17 protein-coding genes are annotated in these 19,381 nt (G+C 57.5%); 12 read left to right on the forward strand and 5 right to left on the reverse strand.

The genetic code is table 11. The features are described from left to right. Positions 1–359, forward strand: a 359-nt coding sequence (locus tag J5441_05880) for a hypothetical protein (GenBank protein MBO4934677.1), incomplete at its 5' end; no start/stop codon positions are given. Between the two features lie 92 nt (positions 360–451). Here J5441_05880 and J5441_05885 read toward each other — a convergent pair. Then, complete coding sequence (locus J5441_05885; GenBank protein ID MBO4934678.1) at positions 452–1,489, reverse strand: hypothetical protein; 1,038 nt, start codon at positions 1,487–1,489, stop codon at positions 452–454. A gap of 41 nt (positions 1,490–1,530) precedes the next feature. Continuing rightward, entirely contained in the window at positions 1,531–2,385 is an 855-nt protein-coding gene (locus J5441_05890; GenBank protein ID MBO4934679.1) for a metallophosphoesterase, read from the reverse strand. Between the two features lie 625 nt (positions 2,386–3,010). On the opposite strand from J5441_05890, the gene J5441_05895 reads away from it, so the two are divergent. Beyond that, a complete protein-coding gene (locus tag J5441_05895; GenBank protein ID MBO4934680.1) occupies positions 3,011–3,511 on the forward strand; it encodes a glucosaminidase domain-containing protein in 501 nt (166 codons plus the stop codon). Between the two features lie 6 nt (positions 3,512–3,517). Here the strand turns inward: J5441_05895 and J5441_05900 are convergent, their stop codons facing one another. Further along, positions 3,518–4,117 (reverse strand): stage II sporulation protein R, encoded by a 600-nt coding sequence (locus J5441_05900; protein MBO4934681.1) that lies wholly within the window; start codon positions 4,115–4,117, stop codon positions 3,518–3,520. 138 nt (positions 4,118–4,255) lie between these two features. Between J5441_05900 and J5441_05905 the strand changes: the two genes are divergently transcribed. After that, positions 4,256–4,870 carry a formate/nitrite transporter family protein gene (locus J5441_05905; GenBank protein MBO4934682.1) on the forward strand — a complete coding sequence of 205 codons (615 nt, stop codon included), beginning with the start codon at positions 4,256–4,258 and terminating at the stop codon, positions 4,868–4,870. A 46-nt stretch (positions 4,871–4,916) separates the two neighbouring features. Next, positions 4,917–6,104: a SpoIVB peptidase gene (spoIVB, locus tag J5441_05910; GenBank protein MBO4934683.1), complete on the forward strand. Its 1,188-nt coding sequence runs from the start codon at positions 4,917–4,919 to the stop codon at positions 6,102–6,104. A gap of 82 nt (positions 6,105–6,186) precedes the next feature. On the opposite strand, the gene J5441_05915 is transcribed toward spoIVB, so the two are convergent. Next, complete coding sequence (locus J5441_05915; protein MBO4934684.1) at positions 6,187–8,286, reverse strand: glutamine synthetase III; 2,100 nt, start codon at positions 8,284–8,286, stop codon at positions 6,187–6,189. A gap of 17 nt (positions 8,287–8,303) precedes the next feature. After that, on the reverse strand, positions 8,304–9,311 hold the full coding sequence (locus J5441_05920; GenBank protein ID MBO4934685.1) for an aspartate--ammonia ligase: 1,008 nt from the start codon (positions 9,309–9,311) through the stop codon (positions 8,304–8,306). A 252-nt stretch (positions 9,312–9,563) separates the two neighbouring features. On the opposite strand from J5441_05920, the gene J5441_05925 reads away from it, so the two are divergent. The 8 genes from J5441_05925 (at position 9,564) to J5441_05960 (ending at position 19,380) form a co-directional block, all read left to right on the forward strand. Continuing rightward, positions 9,564–11,015 carry a nicotinate phosphoribosyltransferase gene (locus J5441_05925; protein MBO4934686.1) on the forward strand — a complete coding sequence of 484 codons (1,452 nt, stop codon included), beginning with the start codon at positions 9,564–9,566 and terminating at the stop codon, positions 11,013–11,015. Continuing rightward, positions 11,012–11,491, forward strand: coding sequence for a 23S rRNA (pseudouridine(1915)-N(3))-methyltransferase RlmH (gene rlmH / locus J5441_05930; protein ID MBO4934687.1), 480 nt, complete (start codon positions 11,012–11,014; stop codon positions 11,489–11,491). Before J5441_05925 ends, rlmH begins: the two co-directional genes overlap by 4 nt. 177 nt (positions 11,492–11,668) lie before the next feature. Further along, positions 11,669–12,553: a YicC family protein gene (locus J5441_05935; protein MBO4934688.1), complete on the forward strand. Its 885-nt coding sequence runs from the start codon at positions 11,669–11,671 to the stop codon at positions 12,551–12,553. Between the two features lie 15 nt (positions 12,554–12,568). Beyond that, positions 12,569–12,823, forward strand: coding sequence for a DUF370 domain-containing protein (locus tag J5441_05940; GenBank protein MBO4934689.1), 255 nt, complete (start codon positions 12,569–12,571; stop codon positions 12,821–12,823). Further along, complete coding sequence (gmk, locus tag J5441_05945) at positions 12,813–13,391, forward strand: guanylate kinase (protein MBO4934690.1); 579 nt, start codon at positions 12,813–12,815, stop codon at positions 13,389–13,391. The genes J5441_05940 and gmk overlap by 11 nt, the downstream gene beginning before the upstream one ends. A 68-nt stretch (positions 13,392–13,459) precedes the next feature. Continuing rightward, positions 13,460–13,648, forward strand: a complete 189-nt coding sequence (gene rpoZ / locus J5441_05950) for a DNA-directed RNA polymerase subunit omega (GenBank protein ID MBO4934691.1) — start codon at positions 13,460–13,462, stop codon at positions 13,646–13,648. 13 nt (positions 13,649–13,661) lie between these two features. Then, positions 13,662–16,109, forward strand: coding sequence for a primosomal protein N' (priA, locus tag J5441_05955; GenBank protein ID MBO4934692.1), 2,448 nt, complete (start codon positions 13,662–13,664; stop codon positions 16,107–16,109). Positions 16,110–16,134: 25 nt separating this feature from the next. Next, entirely contained in the window at positions 16,135–19,380 is a 3,246-nt protein-coding gene (locus J5441_05960; protein MBO4934693.1) for a leucine-rich repeat protein, read from the forward strand. The last annotated feature ends 1 nt before the right edge of the window (position 19,381 follow it).

The raw sequence follows: 19,381 nt of genomic DNA on the forward strand, positions 1-19,381 counted from the left end.
CCGGCATGTTCGGCCATCCCGACATTTATCTTCCGAAATATAAGGTCGCCATCTTCGTTCATGGCTGTTACTGGCATCGGCATAGCGGATGCCAGTATGCTTATATGCCGAAAAGCAGAGTGGAATTCTGGCAGAAGAAGTTCGATGACAACCTCCGCAGAGACAAGCTCGTCAAGGAAACGCTTGAGAGCCAAGGAATTCGTTGTCTCATCGTTTGGGAATGTACTATCAAACGGATGAAAAATGAAAACAGTTACGAGAAAAAAGTGGTTGAAATAATCATACAGTTTGTGAAACAATCTCCCAAAAACTGTTATTTAGGAAATGGTAATGATTTGCCATTGCGTTACGAAATTTAACGATAACCTCGATTTTGTTAAAATAGCAATCTTCAGCCAATAAAAAAACCACCCGAAAACTTCGGGTGGCTTTTTTATTGCCGTGTTACCGCTTATTCTTTCGTTTTGGCGGATCTGTTTTTTCTGTTTTTTATCACTGCCAGCGCGATAAGCGCGATCGAAGCGCCGATGGACATCAAAGCCCCGGTTATCAGCACGATTTTCAGAAACGGCGCATTTGAATTAAGTTTGATCGCGGTCGTGGTGTCGATCTCCTCGGAGTTGATCAGGAAAAAGCTGCCGGAACCGGAAGCATAAACCGTGATCTCGCCCTTGTCGGGGTCGAGCGTATATTCGACGTTGGAAAGGGTGCGCGATTCGGTATCATACAGCATCAGCGCAAGCTTTCCGTCGCGGTTATACTGGTTTACGCAGGCGGCGTTGACGCCGCGGACGAACTTGATCTTCCCGTCAAAAGAGTTCATTTCGGTCGGCTGTCCTTTGACGTCATAGGACGTCAGGGCGAGCGAAAACGTTTGCAGGATCCGGGAAGGAGATATCGAAGATGTGACCTTGTCCATCATCGATTCGCTTATCGGGCCGTGGGAAACGACGAGCTTTGAATTGATGTGGTCGTCCTCGACGCAGGAGGCGGGTATCTCAATCGGCACCCAAACGTCGCATCCGTCGAATTCGATGCGGAAGTTGTCGTTGCCTTTCATGCCTTTTGCGTCCTTGTTGCGGATGGTGACTTCGTAATACCCGTCGTTTTCCTCGGGCTCCAGTTTGAAATCCTTTCCGTCGTCGGGATCGCCGTCGCCGAGTTTGAGATCGGCGAATTTCGGCGTTTTACCCTGCACCGGATCGCCGGCGAAGCGGGAACCGGAAGAGCTTGACTGGGGCTCGGAACTGCTTTTGCTTCGCGTCGAGGATTCCGACTCGTCTGATTCGGAGCTGTCGGAATCGCCGCCGTCGGAGTCCGAACTCTCGGATTCCTGCTCGTCGCTGCTTGAACTCTCGATCTCCGCGCTTTCGGAAGATTCGGGCGCAGCGGGGGAACTCTCCGAATCGCCCTCCGCCAGAGAAACAAGGCAGGGGACGCAGGCGAGCAGCAGTATCAATATGAGAATCAAAACGGTCTTTGCTTTCACGATATCATCCGCCTATGAGTTGATAAATTGATTATACACCGTTACTCCGCTTTTTTCAAGACTATTTCCGCAACTTCCGGACGGCAGAGGAAACGGAGCGGTATCAGCGCGCGTCCGAGTCCCGCGGTCACGAACATCTTCGTCTTTCCGCGTTCATACAGACCGTAGCAGTATTCGGGGAAAAGCCGCCGCGTCGGTGAAAACACGCCGCCGAGCCCGGGAATGCGCACGATGCCGCCGTGTATATGCCCGCTTAAAACGAGGTCGTATCCGGCGTCAGCGTACTGCGGGAAAAACTGCGGAACGTGCGCCATAAGTATATTAACTTCGCCCTCGACCGGCTTCAGCGCGCCGTCGAGCGTCCCCTCGGGGATGCGGAACGGGTGCACGCCTTTATGCCTCGCGCCTTCGAGAGAGAGACCGAAAAGATTGATATGCGCGCCGTTCCTTTCGATGCGGCAGGCGGAGTTGTCGAGCAGTACGCAGCCGGTATCGCGCAGGTCCGCGCGCTGCTTTTCAAGCAGGTCGTTATGGCGGTAAACAAGCCGCAGCTCGTGGTTGCCGAGCGAAACGTAGACGGGCAGCGGCTTCAGCCCGAGCCAGAGCTTGTGCGCGGCGCCTTTTTCCGGATGCTCGAACGAAACGCCGCCGGCGAAATCCCCGGTTATAAGCACGCAGTCGGGCTTGCAGTTCTTTATACGCGAAATAAGCCTCCCGTTGCCTTTTCCGAAGGAGGCGTTGTGCAGGTCGGATATGTGGACGAGCCTGAAGCCGTCGAATTCGTCCGGCAGGTTCCGGATCGGGATCTCCGTCCGCGTCGTTCGGAGCGTAAAGGTGGAGATCAGCGCCGCGCCGAGAAGAACGGCCGCGGCCGCAATCAAAATATAAATGACCATACGTCAATTATACGATAAAACCGCGCGTATTACAACCCCCGATATTCGTCAGGAAGATAATAACTTTGACAATTGCGCGGTTTTGTGTTATATTATGTCGAAAGATGGGAAGGGAGGCTACGGTTTGGAACCGAAGACGAAGCGTACGCTTAAAATAATCACCGGCGTTATGGCTGCGCTGTTCTTCGGTGTCGCCGTGATGACCTTCTTCACTTTCTCCGAAAACAATTACGTCGCCGACTACGGTAAGATACGGCAGGTCGTCGCCGCGAACGCCCGCGTGAGCAGCAGCTCGAAGAGCAGCGGGTACTTTTCCTTCAACCTGAAGGAAGCCGACGCAGCGGAATCGTCAGAAGACAGCGGATCGGAAAGCGAAAGCGGCTCCGGTTCGTCCGCCGCTTCCGAAAGCGCGCCGTCATCGTCGTCTGGAAGCTCGTCTTCCTCGAAGTCGGCTTCGAGCTCCTCTTCAAAGTCAAGTTCAAGCTCCGTATCAAGCTCGGCGGACGAATATTCGGGTTCGTCCCCGTCTTCATCCGAAGACCAAACCGGCGTTATCCCTATACTCGGCGCGAGCGTGCTGACGGAATCGCAGCTTCTCGCTTACTCCGCCGCGCACAAAGACGAAATGAGCCTGACCTGTTCGCTCGACGAACTTATCGGATACTACCTCTCAATCGGCGCGAAATACGGCGTGCGCGGCGACATAGCGTACCTGCAGGCGATAATCGAAACAGGCTGGTTCAGATTCAACCGGCCGAACGGATATCACGTATACGAGGGCGGCGAATGGGTTTATAAAAACGGTCCGCGCCCGGACGGGTATTATGTCGTTCCGTCGGATAACAACTTCTGCGGACTCGGCGTAACCGGATACGTAAGCGAAAACAACACGCTGTGCCGCTTCGATACCGCCGCGCTCGGCGTGGAAGCGCAGATACAGCACCTCTACGCCTACGCCTGCAAATCGCCGCTCCCGTCCGGAACTGCGGAGATCGACCCGCGCTTCAATCTCGTGACGCGCGGATGCGCGCCGAACTGGAACGACCTCGGCGGAGGCAACTGGGCGGCGGATAAGGAATACGCCGCAAAAATACTCGCTTCTTACAAAAAAGCGTCGGGAGAATAACCGCCGTCAGCTGAAAAGATTTTTCAGAAACCGGAACCACTCGACGACTTTCAGCTTGATCTTATAACCCGTTTCGTTCCCGCTGCGCATGAGCTTGTAATCGCTCGCGGGCAACTCGTTTCCTTTCGCCGCCGAAACGCAAAGCGGCGGGAACAGAACGCACCACCAGTTTTTGCCTTCTCCCTTGCCGAGCACGACCTTCAGCGCGTCGTAATCGCCGGAAGGCAGCGTGTTGCCGTCGTATTCGCGCGTGTCGAAGCAGGAGCGCGAGAGCGAGATCTCCGCGCCGTAGCCGAAGCCTTTTTCCGCGAGGAACGCGTTGACCTTTTCGGTCAGCGCCGCCGCGTTTTCTCTGAAATACGCCTCCGCATCGCCCTTATCGGCCGCGTCTCCGACGCGGCTTTTCGTTTCTGCGAGCAGCAGGTCGCGCACCTCCAGCTTGACCGCCTGGTCGGCTTCGGAATCGGAGTTCGCGATAACGTGCAGGCGCAGCACGTCGCCGCGCAGCTGTTCGCAGTTCCGCGCAAAGACGGAGACGTCGGCGGCGAATGCGGATATCAGCAGCAGTATAACGGTAAGTATCACGGCCCATCTGGTTTTTGTCATTTTCATCATTCCTTTTCTTCGGCGTTCAAAGGGAGTATTTGCCAAATGCGCGCGATTTATGCGGAAACGCTTGCAACTTTTCCCAAAGTATGCTAATATTCAGTTATTCGGGAAATACGAAACGAAGGGTGATGCGTTATGCTGAAACAAGCGAAAACATTCGTTCAGGCGATCGCGGCGGGGCTTATGATAAGCATCGGCGGCACCGTGTATATGATCTGCCCGAATAAACTTCTCGGCGCGTTCATGTTCGCGCTCGGACTGTTTATGGTCTGCGTGTGGAAATTCAACCTTTTCACCGGCAAGATCGGCTACGTCGTGGAGGATAAGTCCACGTGGAAAACGCTGGCGCAGATATGGATAGGCAACCTCTGCGGCGCGCTTCTCGCGGGATACGCCGTCCGAGCGACGCGTATGTTCGACAAGATGAGCGAAGCGGTGACCGCCTCCGTTGAAGCGAAGCTCGGCGACGCGTGGTACAGCACCTTCCTGCTGGCGATATTCTGCGGAATGCTGATGTTCCTCGCGGTCGACACCTTCAAAACGGTCGAGAGCGGCTTTATGAAGACCGTAGCGGTAATTCTGCCTATCGCCGTCTTCATCGTCGCGGGCTTCAACCACTGCATCGCGGATATGTATTACATTTCCGCGGCGAACGCGTGGTCGCTCGACGCCGCCGTTTACGTGCTCATCGTGACCGCCGGCAACGCCGTCGGCTCGGTCATAATCGCGTTTTTCAAGAAGTTCCGGTAAAATAAATCACGTCCGTTCGGGCAGAATACCCGTAGAGGTGATTTGATTGATAAAGAAAACGCTCGTAATACTTCTCGTCGCGCTCTTTATTTTAGGAGGGCTTGCGGGAGCATGGTTTTATGCGCGCGGCAGGGTCGCGGACGAGTATTACGTCAAGGACGGACAGGAATTCACACTCGCGGGCGCGTCCGTTACGGTGCGGGCGAACGGCGGCGCGGCGCAGGCATCCGCGGGCGACGGCAGCTTCAAGGGTACCGCGCGGCTCTTCGGCTTCATTCCGCTTAAAACGGTAAAGCTGAAAACTGTCGCGGAGAACTCCGTCGTTATCGGCGGCGAGGCGTTCGGACTGAAGATGTATACCAACGGGCTCATCGTCGTCGGCTTCAGCGACATAAGCACTGAGCGGGGGACAGAAAACCCCGCCCGCGACGCCGGGATTGAAAAGGGCGACCTGCTCAAAAGCGTCAACGGCGTGCGCCTGACGAAAAACAGCGACGTCACGTCGCTGATAAACGCCGCCCGCGGCGCGGAAGCGACGCTCGTCCTTGAGCGAGGCGGCGTGAAGAAGACCGTAACGCTGACTCCCGCGCTTTCAGCCGAAGACGGCAAATACAAGCTCGGTATCTGGGTGCGCGACAGCGCGGCAGGAATAGGCACGATAAGCTTTTACGAGCCCGAAACCGGCCTTTTTGTCGGTCTCGGCCACGGCATCTACGATTCCGATACCGAGGCGCTTATGCCGGCCGCGCAGGGCGAGATCGTCAAAACGACGATAACCGGCGTCAAGCGCGGCGAGAAGGGCTCGCCCGGCGAGCTTTACGGCTTCTTCGACCAGGAGACCGTCATCGGCGAGCTTCACGGCAACAGCGAGCTCGGAGTCTACGGCAAGCTGACCGCGGCGGTCGAAGGGGATAGAATGCCTGTCGCGCTGAAGCAGGAGATCGAGATCGGCGACGCGAAGCTGATTACCCCCGCGATAGACGGCGGCAAGGCGGAATACGACGTGCGCATAACGAGCATCGTCAACGACGACAAGGGCAGCGGCAGGAATATGATAATAAAGATAACCGACGAAAAGCTGCTTGAACTTACCGGCGGCATCGTGCAGGGGATGAGCGGCAGCCCGATAATCCAGAACGGCAAGATCGTCGGCGCGGTAACGCACGTTCTTGTCAACGATCCGACCTCCGGCTACGCCGTTTTCGCGGAGAGGATGTACGACCTGATAGGTTGACAATGCCTCTTTACAAAAGCGATAGTTAAGTAAACAAAAACTCCCGGCCTTGCGGTCGGGAGTCGTTTTATTCTCGCGTGTTTTATACGCTGTAAAGCAGGTCGCCGTAGGTCGGGAAGGGCCAGTAGTCGCCGGCGACGAGCATTTCGAGCCCGTCCGCGGCTTCGCGTACGGCGTTCATCGCGGGGATGAGTTCGTCGCGGCAGGCGTTCGCCTTTGCGCCGGAATCGGCGATCCCGCGCACGCGTTCGGCGGCGGAGTCGAGCGCTTCGATGCGGTCGTAAAGCTCGCCCGCGAGCGCGTTGATCTTTCCGACGAGCTTCGCGTCCGCGTCGGCGGAAACGTCGGCGTTCAGCGCGGCTTTGCGCGCCGCAAGTCCGTCGGCGAGCTTGCCTTCGAACTCGAGGGCGGCGGGGAGGATATCCTTCTTCGCCATATCGAGCATAGTGAACGCTTCTATGAGGTTGACGCTGCAATAGTTATCCGTCAGTATTTCGCAGCGCGAGCGTATCTCCTTTTCGGTGAAAATGCCGTGCTTCGTGAAAAGCTCGACGTTCTTCCGCGAAGCGAGATAGGGGAGCGCGTCGGCGGTAGTCGGCAGGTCGAGCAGCCCGCGCTTTTTCGCTTCCTCTTTCCACTCCTCGGAGTAGTTGTTGCCGTTGAAAAGTATGCGCTTGTGCGCCGAATAGGTCTCGCGGAGTACGGCGTCGACTTCGGCGTCGAAGTCGGAAGCGCCTTCGAGCCGGTCGGCGAAGCCGGCGAGCACGTCGGCGACTATCGTATTGATGACGATGTTCGGGCCGGAGATGGAGAAGGAAGCGCCGGGCATACGGAACTCGAACTTGTTGCCGGTGAAGGCGACGGGGGAGGTGCGGTTGCGGTCGATCGTATCCTTGCGGAAATCGGGGATCACGTTGACGCCGGTCTTCATGCGCTCGGCTTTGCCGGGCTCGTAGGGTACGCCGCTTTCTATCGCGTCGAAGATCGCGGTCAGCTCGCCGCCGATATAGATGGAAACGATTGCGGGAGGCGCTTCGGTAGCGCCGAGGCGCAGGTCGTTGCCCGCCGAGGCGGATGTGACGCGCAGCAGATCCTGATGCATATCCACCGCCTTGATGACCGCGGCGACGAAGAGCAGGAACTGCTTGTTTTCATAAGGTGCGCTGCCGGGCTTGAAAAGGTTGACGCCCGTGTCGGTCGAGAGCGACCAGTTGTTGTGCTTGCCGCTGCCGTTGACGCCCGCGAAGGGCTTTTCGTGGAGCAGGCAGGTCATGCCGTGCTTCTCGGCGATCTTTTTCATGATCTCCATCGTCAGCTGATTGTGGTCGGTGGAGGTGTTCGCGGAGGCGTAGACGGGCGCGAGTTCGTGCTGCGCGGGAGCCGCCTCGTTGTGCTCGGTCTTGGCGTAAACGCCGAGCTTCCAGAGCTCGAGGTTCAGCTCGCGCATAAACTCCATAACTCTCGGGCGTATCGCGCCGAAGTAGTGGTCTTCAAGCTCCTGCCTCTTCGGAGGCATCGCGCCGAAAAGCGTTCTGCCGGTAAATTTCAGATCCTTGCGTTCGTCGGCGAGAGACTTGTCAATGAGGAAGTATTCCTGCTCGGCGCCGACGTTGGGCGTGACGCGCTTCGCGTCCGAGCTGAAAAGCCGGAGCACGCGCAGCGCCTGCGTGTTGATAAGCTCCATCGTGCGAAGCAGGGGAGTTTTCTTATCCAGCATCTCGCCGCCGTAAGAGCAGAACGCGGTCGGGATGCAGAGCGAATCGTCCTTCAAAAAGGCGTATGAGGTCGGGTCCCACGCGGTGTAGCCCCTCGCCTCGAAGGTGGCGCGGAGTCCGCCGGAGGGGAAGCAGGAGGCGTCCGGCTCGCCGCGGCGCAGCTCCTTGCCGGAGAACTCCATGATGACTCCGCCGTCCTCACGGGGCGAAATGAAGCTGTCGTGCTTCTCGGCGGTGACGCCGGTCATCGGCTGGAACCAGTGCGTGAAATGCGTCGCGCCGTTCTCGATCGCCCAGTCCTTCATGGCGGCGGCGACGGCGGCGGCGACGTTTTTGTCGATCTCGCGCCCTTCGGCGACGGCCTCGTGCAGCGCGTCGTAAACGTCCTTCGGCAGACGTTCGCGCATAGTCGTATCGTTGAATACCTTGCAGCCGAAAAGCTCGGGTATATCGGTGAAAATATCCATCGTTCTTTCCTTTCTCGTCAGAGCAGCTTTACGCCGTGCCTGCGGCAGGCGGCGACGGTGTCCTCGTCCCAGACGGAGACCTGTACCTCGCCGATGTGCGCCTTTTGAAGCAGCAGCATGCAGAGCCGCGACTGTCCGATACCGCCGCCTATCGTCAGCGGCAGAGTGCCGTTCAGCACCATTTTGTGGAAGGGGAAGCGGCGGCGCTCGTCGGCGTTCGCCTTTTTAAGCTGCTCGTCCATCGAAGCGGCGTCGACGCGAATGCCCATAGATGATATCTCGAGGGCGCAGTCGAGCAGCTCGTCGTAAAACATGATGTCGCCGTTCAGCTTCCAGTCGTCATAGTCGGGAGCGCGCCCGTCGTGCTTCTTTCCGGAAGCGAGCGCGTCGCCTATTTGCATGATGAACGCCGTGTGATGCTGTCGCAGGAAGGCGTTTTCGCGCTGCTTTGAGGTCATGTCGGGATACGCGTCCTCAAGCTCCTGCGTGGTGACGAACGCGACCTCGCGGTCGAGCGAAACGGTGATGCTCGGATATTTCGACTTGATGAAATCAAGGGTGTCGCAGATCGCGCCTACCTCGGCGGTGACCGTCTTTTTCAGGTATTCGATGTTCCTGTCTTCGCGCGTGATGACCTTTTCCCAGTCCCACTGGTCGGTGTAGACGGAGTGGAGGTTATCCAGCGTTTCGTCGCGGCGGATGGCGTTCATGTCGGTGCAGAGCCCTTCGCCCGCGGGGAAGCCGTATTCGTAAAGCGCCAGGCGCTTCCACTTTGCGAGCGAATGGACGACGGCGGCGTTTCCGCCCGTCTCGGGAATATCGAAAAGCACGGGCCGCTCGACGCCGTTGAGGTCGTCGTTCAGTCCGGTCGCGGGATCGACGAAAAGCGGCGCGGAAACGCGCTTCAGATTCAGCGCGGAGCAGAGATTATCCTGAAACACCCTCTTGATGAGACCGATCGCGGTCTGCGTTTCGTAGAGGGAGAGGGCGGAGGAATATCCCGCCGGTATGTGTATCTTGCTCATGTCCGTTGCTCCTTTTCGCTTTCTGTTTATGACCGATTCAAAAACAATCCGCCATTATATTTGTATATTTTGGATTATATGTTCGCGCGCGTAATTTGTCAATAGTTTTTTCCTCCGCGCCCGCGGAATCGTGGTATTGCGCCTTTTTCTCAACTCCGGAGACGTATTTTTATGCAATTTTCCGGTAAAAAAATATTCTCTTGCAATTATTCCGCCGAAGGGTTAGAATATTATCAAACGGGAGGCGTCAGTATGAAGAACGAAAGAATGCCCAATATCTCGATGCTCACTGATTTCTATGAGATGACGATGGGGAACGGATACCTCAAATACTTCGGTGAAAAGACCGCGTACTTCGACGCGTTTTTCCGCCGCGTTCCCGACGGCGGCGGCTTCGCCGTCTGCGCCGGACTCGAGTCGGTCGTCGATTACATTTCGAACCTGCGCTTCACCGGCGAGGATATAGACTACCTGTGCCGTCAGAAAATGTTTTCCGAGGAGTTCCTCGAATATCTCCGCGACTTCAAGTTCGTCTGCGACGTGTGGGCGATACCGGAAGGCACACCGGTCTTCCCGGGCGAACCTCTCGTAACGGTGCGCGGTCCGGTCGCGCAGGCGCAGCTGCTTGAAACCGCGCTGCTTCTGCTCATAAACCATCAGACGCTTATCGCGACGAAGGCGAACCGCATCGTCCGCGCCGCCGGCGGCAGAGCCGTAAGCGAATTCGGCGCGCGCCGCGCTCACGGCACGAGCAGCGCTCTCTTCGCCGCGCGTTCCGCCTACATCGCCGGCTGCGCCAACACCTCGAACGTTATGGCCGCGCAGCAGTTCGATATCCCTTGCTCCGGCACGATGGCACATTCGTGGGTGCAGATGTTCGACAGCGAATACGACGCCTTCGCCGCCTACGCGGAGACCTATCCGGACGCCTGCGTCCTGCTCATCGACACGTATAACGTGCTGAAAAGCGGACTTCCGAACGCGATAAAAGTATTCGACGAGGTCCTCGCGCCGATGGGCAAGCGCCCCGCGGGAATACGCATAGACTCCGGCGACATCGCGTACCTGACGAAAAAGATCCGCCAGCGCCTCGACGCGGCGGGGTATCCCGACTGCAAGATCGTCGTCAGCAACTCCCTCGACGAACGCATCATCCGCGACACTCTCGTTCAGGGCGCGCAGATAGACTTCTTCGGCGTCGGCGAACGCCTCGTGACGAGCGAGACGGAGCCGGTTTTCGGCGGCGTCTACAAGCTCTGCGCGGTCGAGAACGACGGCGAGATAATCCCGAAGATAAAGATAAGCGAAAACCCCGCGAAGATCACCACGCCTTACTTCAAAAAGGTCTACCGCCTATACGAGCGCGACACCGGCAAGGCGATAGCCGACGTCGTTACCGCTTACGACGAAACGATCGACGACACGAAGCCCTACGAGATCTTCGACCCGGATTACACATGGAAGCGCAAGATTGTAACGAACTTCAAAGCGCGTCTTATCACCGAGCGCATCTTCGACGGCGGCAGGCTCGTATACAAGCTGCCCGATATCGAAGACATCAAGAAGTACTGCGCCGAGCAGATCGACACCCTCTGGGGCGAGGTCACACGCTTCGAGAATCCGCATAACTACTACGTCGACCTGTCGCAGCGCATCTGGGATATCAAGAACGCGATTCTGAAAAAGGAGCAGTATAACATTTGATCGGAGTCAAAATCGTCTGCGTGGGCAAGCTGAAGGAAAGCTGGCTTTCCGCCGCCTGCGCCGAATACCTCAAGCGGCTCTCGCGATACTGTCAGCCGGCGGTCGCGGAGCTTGCGGAGCATACGCTTCCGGAGAAGCCGAACGAGGCTCAGATCGCCGCCGCGCTTGAAAAAGAGGGCGAAGCGATACTCAAAGCGTGCGAGGGGCATTATACCGTAGCGGCGTGCGTCGAGGGAGAGCAGATGAGCTCGGAGGAGCTTTCGCGCACGCTCGACCGCCTTTCCTCCGAAGGGAAGGGCAGGATCGCCTTCGTGATCGGCAGTTCGCACGGCCTTTCCGAAAAGGTCAAGCGCGCCGCTGATATGCGCCTTTCGGTATCGGAGATGACATTTCCGCATCAGCTTTTCCGCGTGATGCTGCTTGAGCAAATCTACCGCGCCTTCTCGATTTCCGCGGGCGCGAAATACCACAAATAAACGGCGCGGAACCGCCGTCCAGACGCCTTTCCGGATTTCCGGAGAGGCGTTTTTGCATATTTTTATTAGAAAAGACTTGATAAATCTCACGGTTGTGGTATAATTTAATTACTCATAATATGGATTACTGTGCCGGATTATTATTCCGGCGATTCTGAAAGAAGGAAGACGGTAAAAATGGTATTGAGCATGACCGGCTTCGGCAGAGCCGAGGCGTCGGTAAACGGACGCGAGATCGTTTTTGAGATACGCTCCGTCAACCACAGATACTTTGAATTCAACAGCAGGGTCCCGAAGCTTTACGGCTTCCTTGAAGATCCGCTGAAAAAGCTCGTGCGCGAGCGCATATCCCGCGGCAAAATAGAAGCGTATCTGACGGTGCGCCAGAGCGAAGGGAGCCTCGCCCGCGTACGCCTCAACGACGGACTGCTCGAGAGCTACCTTTCCGCGCTGAAGGAAATGATCGCGAAGCACGGTCTTCGCGACGACATTTCCGCCACGGCGGTCTCGCGCTTCCCGGACGTCTTCATCGTCGATGACGCCGAGGAGGACGCAGACGCGCTTTCCGCGGACGTGTTCGCGGTCGTGGCGCAGGCGCTGGACGTATATAACGAAATGCGCCGCACCGAAGGCGCCAAACTGGCGGAGGACATAATCGAACGCCTCGCGCTTATCTCCGGCATGGTCGACAGAATCGAAGCGCGTGCGCCGGAGCTCAACCGCGAATACTTCGAGCGCCTGTCCCGCCGCATAAAAGAACTGCTCGAGAGCGTCCAGCCGGACGAGGGCAGACTGCTGACCGAAGCGGCGGTATTTTCCGACAAGACCAACGTCACGGAAGAGATCGTCCGCCTGCGCAGTCATATTTCGCAGTTCGGCGCCGCGATGAAGGCCTCCGGCGGCGAGCCGGTCGGCAAGCGGCTCGACTTCATCGTTCAGGAAATGAACAGAGAGATAAACACCATCGGCTCCAAGTGCAACGACATGGAGATAACGGGAATCGTTATCGACGTGAAGGCTGAGATCGAAAAGATCAGGGAGCAGATACAGAACATCGAGTGATTCGGAGGAAGACGTATGAAACTCATCAGCGTCGGATACGGCAATATGCTTGCCGCCGACCGCGTGGTCGCGGTGCTCGGCGGCGTCTCGGCGCCGACGAGGCGGCTCGTCGCGGAAGCGCGTGAAAAGGGGCTGCTTATCGACGCCACCTGCGGCAGACGCACAAAGTCCGTCATCGTTACCGATTCCGAGCACTGCGTGCTTTCGGCGGTCGCGCCGGAAACGATAGCCGCACGAATAAAGACGGAGGAAGAAGAGAATGAGGAATAAAAGAAAAGGGCTGCTGATAGTCTTTTCCGGCCCTTCCGGATGCGGAAAAACGACTATACTCGGCGAGTATATGAAAGGCCGCGACGACTGCGTGTTTTCGGTTTCAGCGACGACCCGCGCTCCGCGTCCCGGCGAACAGGAGGGCGTGGACTACTTCTACGTCACGCGCAAAAAGTTCGAGCGTATGATCAAAAAGGGTCAGCTGCTCGAGCATACGATTTATAACGAGAACTATTACGGAACGCCGCTGAAACCCGTGCTTTCCGCGATGAAGAAGGGGAAGGACGTCGTTTTCGATATCGAAGTCGACGGCGCTTCGCAGGTCAAAAAGCAGTATCCGGACTCGGTAACGATATTCCTCAAGCCGCCGAGCCTGGAGGAGCTACGCCGCCGTCTTGAAGGCAGAGGCACCGAAACTCAGGAGGCGATCGAGAAGCGCCTCGCCCGCGCCGAGATCGAGATGGGTTACGCGGACAGGTACGATCATATCATCGTCAACGACACCATCGAGCAGGCGGCGTCCGAACTGCGCGGCATCATCGAGTCCGCGCACGAAAAACAGCAGTAATCAGACTGATTGTCCTTGCAGCCAATCAGTCAAATACAACACTCAAAGAAAGAAGGAAAAAGACTATGATGCTTCATCCGGCAATCGGCGAACTTACGAAGGACGGCGACAACGCGTACTCCATCGTTATCGCGGCGGCCAAGCGCGCCCGCGAGATCGCCAGCGAGGCGAAGGACAAGGAAGAAGTCCTCGAAGAAAGCCCCATGATGATCGCCGTCAGAGATTTTGCGGACGGCAAGACCAAGATCAAGCACTGATTAGGAGAAAACCTTGGACAGCTTGAAGTTTGCGAGAGTGGCGGTCGACGGCGCGACGTACGGCATGGATAAGCTGTACGACTATCGCGTGCCGCCCAAAATAGCGGATAACGCCGCCGTCGGATGCCGCGTGATCGTGCCTTTCGGCAGATCGAGCGGCAAGCGTCAGGGTATCATAATGGAGATATCCGACGTTTCCGACGTTACGAAGATAAAGCCGCTTACCGCGCTTCTCGACGCTTCACCCATACTGTCCGACGCGCAGCTCGAGCTTGTGCGCTATTTGAAGGAAACGACCTTCTGCACGTTCTTCGACGCCGTCCGCGCCATACTGCCGGCGGGCTTGAACTACCGGCTTTACGACGCGTACTCGGTAAACGAGGCGTACGACGGCGACCACGTCATGACCGACGAGGAAAAGTCGATTTACGACATTATCGCCGCGGCGAAAAAGCCCGTTTCCGTCGCCGCTTTCGTATCGAAGGCGGGTGTTTTCCACGACGTCGCGGCGCTGAATCTGCTCTGCGAAGAGGGAATAATCCGCCGTGAAACGGCGTCGAAACGCCTCGGCGCGGACGCCGTAAGAAGCAGCTGCCGCCTGCGCGTTTCGCCCGACGAGGCGGAGGAGCTCCTGCTGACGAAGCTGCTCACCGAGCAGGGCAAAAGCGTCGTCCGCTTTCTGCTTGAAAACGGCGAGGCGACGCTGAAAGACGTCTGCTACTACACCGGCGTTACGCAGGGCGTGCTGAAAACCCTAGATAAGCGCGAGATCATCGGTATCTACCGCGAACGCGTCGACCGTACGCCCGAAAAAGGCGAGAAGTCGGGCGAAAAGTTCGTTCTCACCGAAAAACAGCGCGAGGTTTACGACGGCCTCGTCGCGCTTTACGAAGCGGACGAGCCGAAATGCGCGCTGCTGCGCGGAGTTACCGGCAGCGGCAAGACGGGCATCTATATCGAGCTTGCGAAAAAGGCGGTCGCTGACGGCAGGGACGTGATAATGCTCGTTCCCGAGATAACCCTCACGCCGCAGGCCGTGCGGCGCTTCCGCACCGCGTTCGGCGATATAGTGGCGGTCATACATTCTGCTCTCGGCGTAGGCGAACGTATGGACGAATACCGCCGTCTCGAATCCGGCGCCGCGAAGATCGCCGTCGGAACGCGCTCCGCCGTATTCGCGCCGCTGAAAAACGTCGGGCTTATCATCATCGACGAGGAGCAGGTCTCCTCATACTATTCCGAGCAGTCGCCGAGATACCACGCGCAATCGGTCGCGAAATTTCTGGCGGCGAAGAACAACGCGCTGCTTCTGCTCGCGTCCGCTACTCCGTCGGTCTCGTCTTACTACCACGCGAAGACCGGCAGATATTCGCTTTTCGAGCTGGACGAACGCTACGGCGACAACCGACTTCCGGGCGTGTATATGGCGGATATGCGCGGCGAAGCGGCGGACGGCAACAAGACCTGCATAAGCCGGCTTCTGCTCGGCGAGCTGCAGGCGAACGCCGAAAAGGGCGAGCAGTCCATAATACTGCTCAACAGGCGGGGATACAACACCGCCGGCGTCTGCTCCGAATGCGGAGAGGCGCTCAAATGCGACAACTGCGACATTCCGCTTACCTACCACAGCGCGAACAAGCGTCTGATGTGCCACTACTGCGGAGCGTCGAAGGAATATACCGAGATCTGTCCGTCATGCGGAACGCCCACGGTGCATTACCGCGGCGCTGGCACGCAGAAGGCCGTCGAAGAGCTTGAAGCGGCTCTGCCGGGCGTCCGCGTGCTTCGTATGGACCTGGACACGACCTCGTCGAAGGAATCGCACTCGCATATGCTTTCCGCTTTCGGTAAGGGCGAGTACGACGTTCTCCTCGGCACCCAGATGGTCGCCAAAGGGCTTGACTTTGAAAACGTAACGCTGGTCGGCGTGCTTTCGGCGGACGCGTCGCTGTTCGACACCGACTTCCGCGCCGACGAACGCACCTTCTCGATGATGACGCAGGTCATCGGCAGATCGGGCAGGCACAAAGCGGGCAGGGCGGTCGTGCAGACGTACGCGCCCAACCACCCGATACTCAAACTCGGCGCCGAGCAGGACTACAAGGCGTTTTACGATGACGAAATACTCATCCGCAAGCAGATGCTCTATCCGCCGTTCTGCGATATGTGCGTGCTGAACGTCAGCGCGGCCGGCGAGGAGTTCTGCGAACGCGTTTCTCAGCAGCTGTATGATCTCATCTGCTCGATGATCAAAACAAAATACCCGAGTCTGCCGATACGCGTCATGCGCCCGAATCGCGAGCTTATAACGAAGTTTTCATCTCGTTATAAGTTCAGGCTGATGCTCAAATGCCGCGACGGAAAGCGCTTTCGCGCATTTCTCGGCGACCTGCTCGTAACGGTAAACAGAAGCAGGGCTTTTTCCGGAGTATCGGTCACCGCGGAGATAAATCCCGAATAAAACTCAGAATAAAGAGGTCTGTTTGATGAAAAAACTGACGGCAATACTGATATCGCTGCTTATCGTCGCGTGGCTTATGCCGTCCGGCGTTATTTCCGCGGACGAAGGGTACGGGGGTTATAATGAAACGGTCCTGACGTCGCCTGATTTTTCGCCTGATTTCTACTACAAGATCTACGATACCAACGGCAAAGCGCTGACGTATGCGGAGAAGGATCCCGACGGAACGCTCGTTCTCGACGATCCCGTCGACGGCGACAAGCGTCAGGAATGGCAGATCGTCAGCGATCCTGCTTTGCACAGCCGCTACAGGATAATAAACAAATACTGCGCGTACGCTCTTACGATAAGGGTCGTATCCTCGTCGAACGAGCTTATTGCCGATAACGTCGACCTGAACAATTCCCGACAGGAGTGGTCTCTTCAGTATAAGAACGGTTATTTCACCATCACGATAAGAAACGCCGGGTCGCTGACCTATTCCGGACGCCGTGTCCGGACGACCGCCGTTTCTTCCGGAGCAAAGCAGTTCACGATCGCACGCATAAACGAACCCGGCTGGGTCGAGGACTGGACCGATGATTTCGATACGTTCGATGAATCCAAGTGGAACCGCGCCGACGGACATCTGCAGACAGACAAAGCCGTCGTGATAAACGTCGGCGACGACGAACACGTCTATATAGAAGACGGCAGTCTCGTGCTTCGCGCTGATATCGGAGACTACGGCGGATACGCTGCCGCCGCCGGTATGGTCGATACCGCCGGCAAATACTCAATTTCATACGGCAGGATTGAAATGCGGGCCAAACTGCCTCACGGCTACGGCACGTTCCCGGCGCTGTGGATGCTCGCGAACGAAACGCTCTGGGCGGGCAACGGCGAAATAGACATTATGGAAATAAGCAACGAGGGAATGGATGACGCCGACGCGTATCTTTTCGGAACGCGCCACTGGACGACCACGGGCGGCATCCACACCTCCGAGGGCAGAACGCTTTACAATAAAAACCGCGTTCCGTTCAGCGAAGAATACCATACATTCGCGCTTGAGTGGGAAAACGATCAGATGCGCTGGTTCCTCGACGGGATGCTTTACGCGTCGCACAATCCGAAAGCGAACGACGATAAATACGCCTTCGGCGACGATCCGCATTTTCTGATCCTCGATAACTGGATCCAGGGAGAAGACGACGGAACGCTCACTTCCGGCAGGGACTACCCGGAAGAGTACCTTTACTACATCGACCGGATAACCGTAAGCAAGCGCGAAACGGGCAGCGATTACCTTCCGGACGAAACGACGCCTGAAACGACTTACACCTCCACTGCCGCAGACGTCGTCGCGCGTTCGCACGACTGGGATAACGAGATGCCGCTCGCGGTTTCGCCGGACGGCGGCGAGATCGCCGTTGCCGACGGAAAAGGATATATCTATATCGAGGACGCCGCCACGGGTCTTCAGAAGCGTATGCTGACCGCGCTCCCGATGGTTCTTCTTTCGGCGATCGAGTATTCGCCGGACGGATCGAAGCTTGCCGTTGCGGATTTTGTCGGTACGATACTGATCTACGACACTTCGGATTACGACGCGCCTCCGCTTCGCATCTGCAACGGCACCGTCTGCCACAGTAAGCTGCTGTTTACGAAGGACGGAACGGGGCTGATAACCGCGGATATGCCCGCGAGAGCGGCGCATAACGGCGCCGGCAACCAGTTTGACGGCAGCGTTGTGAAGCTCGGCTGTATGCGTGTGTTCGACGTCGCCACCGGCGCGTTGAGATACGAGACCGAGATCGGCGGCGAGGGCAGGGGAACGGCGCTTTCGCCGGACGGCAGCCTGCTGGCCGTAGCGCTGCTCGACGGCAGATGCGTCCTGCTCGAAACCGAAACCTTCACCGTGCTCGCTCACCTCGAATGCGGCGCCGCGCAGGCGCGCGGAGTCGCCTTCTCGTCGGATTCCTCTATGCTCGCGGTGACTGACGAGCGCGGCGGGATATACCTTTTCAACGTCGCGGATAAAACCCTTATCCGCAGAATGAACACGCTGAAAAACACGAGCATGACCTCCGTGCGCTTCTCCGCGGACGACAAAAAGCTGCTCGTCAACTCCTCCGATAACTGCGCCCGACTTTACGACGTCGAAAGCGGAGAATTGCTGAAAATACTCGGAGGCTTCTCGCAGGCGGCGCACATAGCGGAGTTCTCTCCGGACGGAAACCGCATCGCCGTCGCGAGTCTCGACGGCAGGGTTAAGATCTACGACGCCGACGGCAGCTACCGCCGCACGCTCGTCACGTCGATGACGGAGCACAACGGACACGTTTTCTCGATGAAGTTCTCACCGTCCGGCGAATACGTTTACGCCACGACCTACACCTTCCCGAAGGCGCTCCACCGCTGGAGCGTGGACGGAGAATCCGGTCCCGCGTCCGTCGCCTACGACTGCGACTTTTTCTATAAGATAACCGACGGCGAGGCTACCGTTACCGGTTACCGTGGCAACGACAGAAACATCGTCGTTCCGGAAACGCTCGGCGGCTGCCCCGTCACGGTGATAGGCGCCGCGGCGTTCGGCGGCATGGGCAACTACGCGAAAAACGTGAGCATAACGCTCCCGTCGACTTTGAAGCGCATCGAAACGGAGGCGTTCCGCAACTGCTGGACGCTCCGCGAGCTTATCCTGCCCGAAGGACTTGAGTATATCGCCAAAGAGTCGATCCACGGCTGCAAGCAGCTTACGGAACTTGTCATTCCGGATTCCGTGACATTTATCGGCGAAGACGCCTTCGACTGGTGCCACGGATTGCGGAAACTCGTTATCGGCAGCGGTATGAAGACCGTTCCGTCCGGCATCTGCGGAAACGTCCGCGCGCTGAAAGAGGTTATCCTGCGCGAAGGTGTCGAACGCGTCGAATCGGACGCGTTCGGAACAGCTCCGCTGGAAAAACTGCGTTTCCCGTCGACAATGACGGACTGCGCGGACGATGCGTTCGCGAGCCGTAACGTCAAGGTTTACGGCGCGCGCGGGAGCTACGCGGAGACCTTCTGCGCCGGGAACGCGGCCTGCGTTTTCAAAGAGCTTATCCGCGGCGACGTCGACGGCGACGGGCTGATAGGCGTTACTGACGCTCTCGAAATGCTACGTATTTCACTGGGAATAAAAAGAACGGATATTGATACCGCTGAAAAAATGGATATGGACGCCGACGCGGCGCTGACAGTCTCGGACGTGCTGTTGATAATGCGGGCGGCGGCGCATATACAGTAAT

The organism is Clostridia bacterium (genome assembly GCA_017620395.1).
Taxonomy (GTDB): Bacteria; Bacillota; Clostridia; order Oscillospirales; family RGIG8002; genus RGIG8002.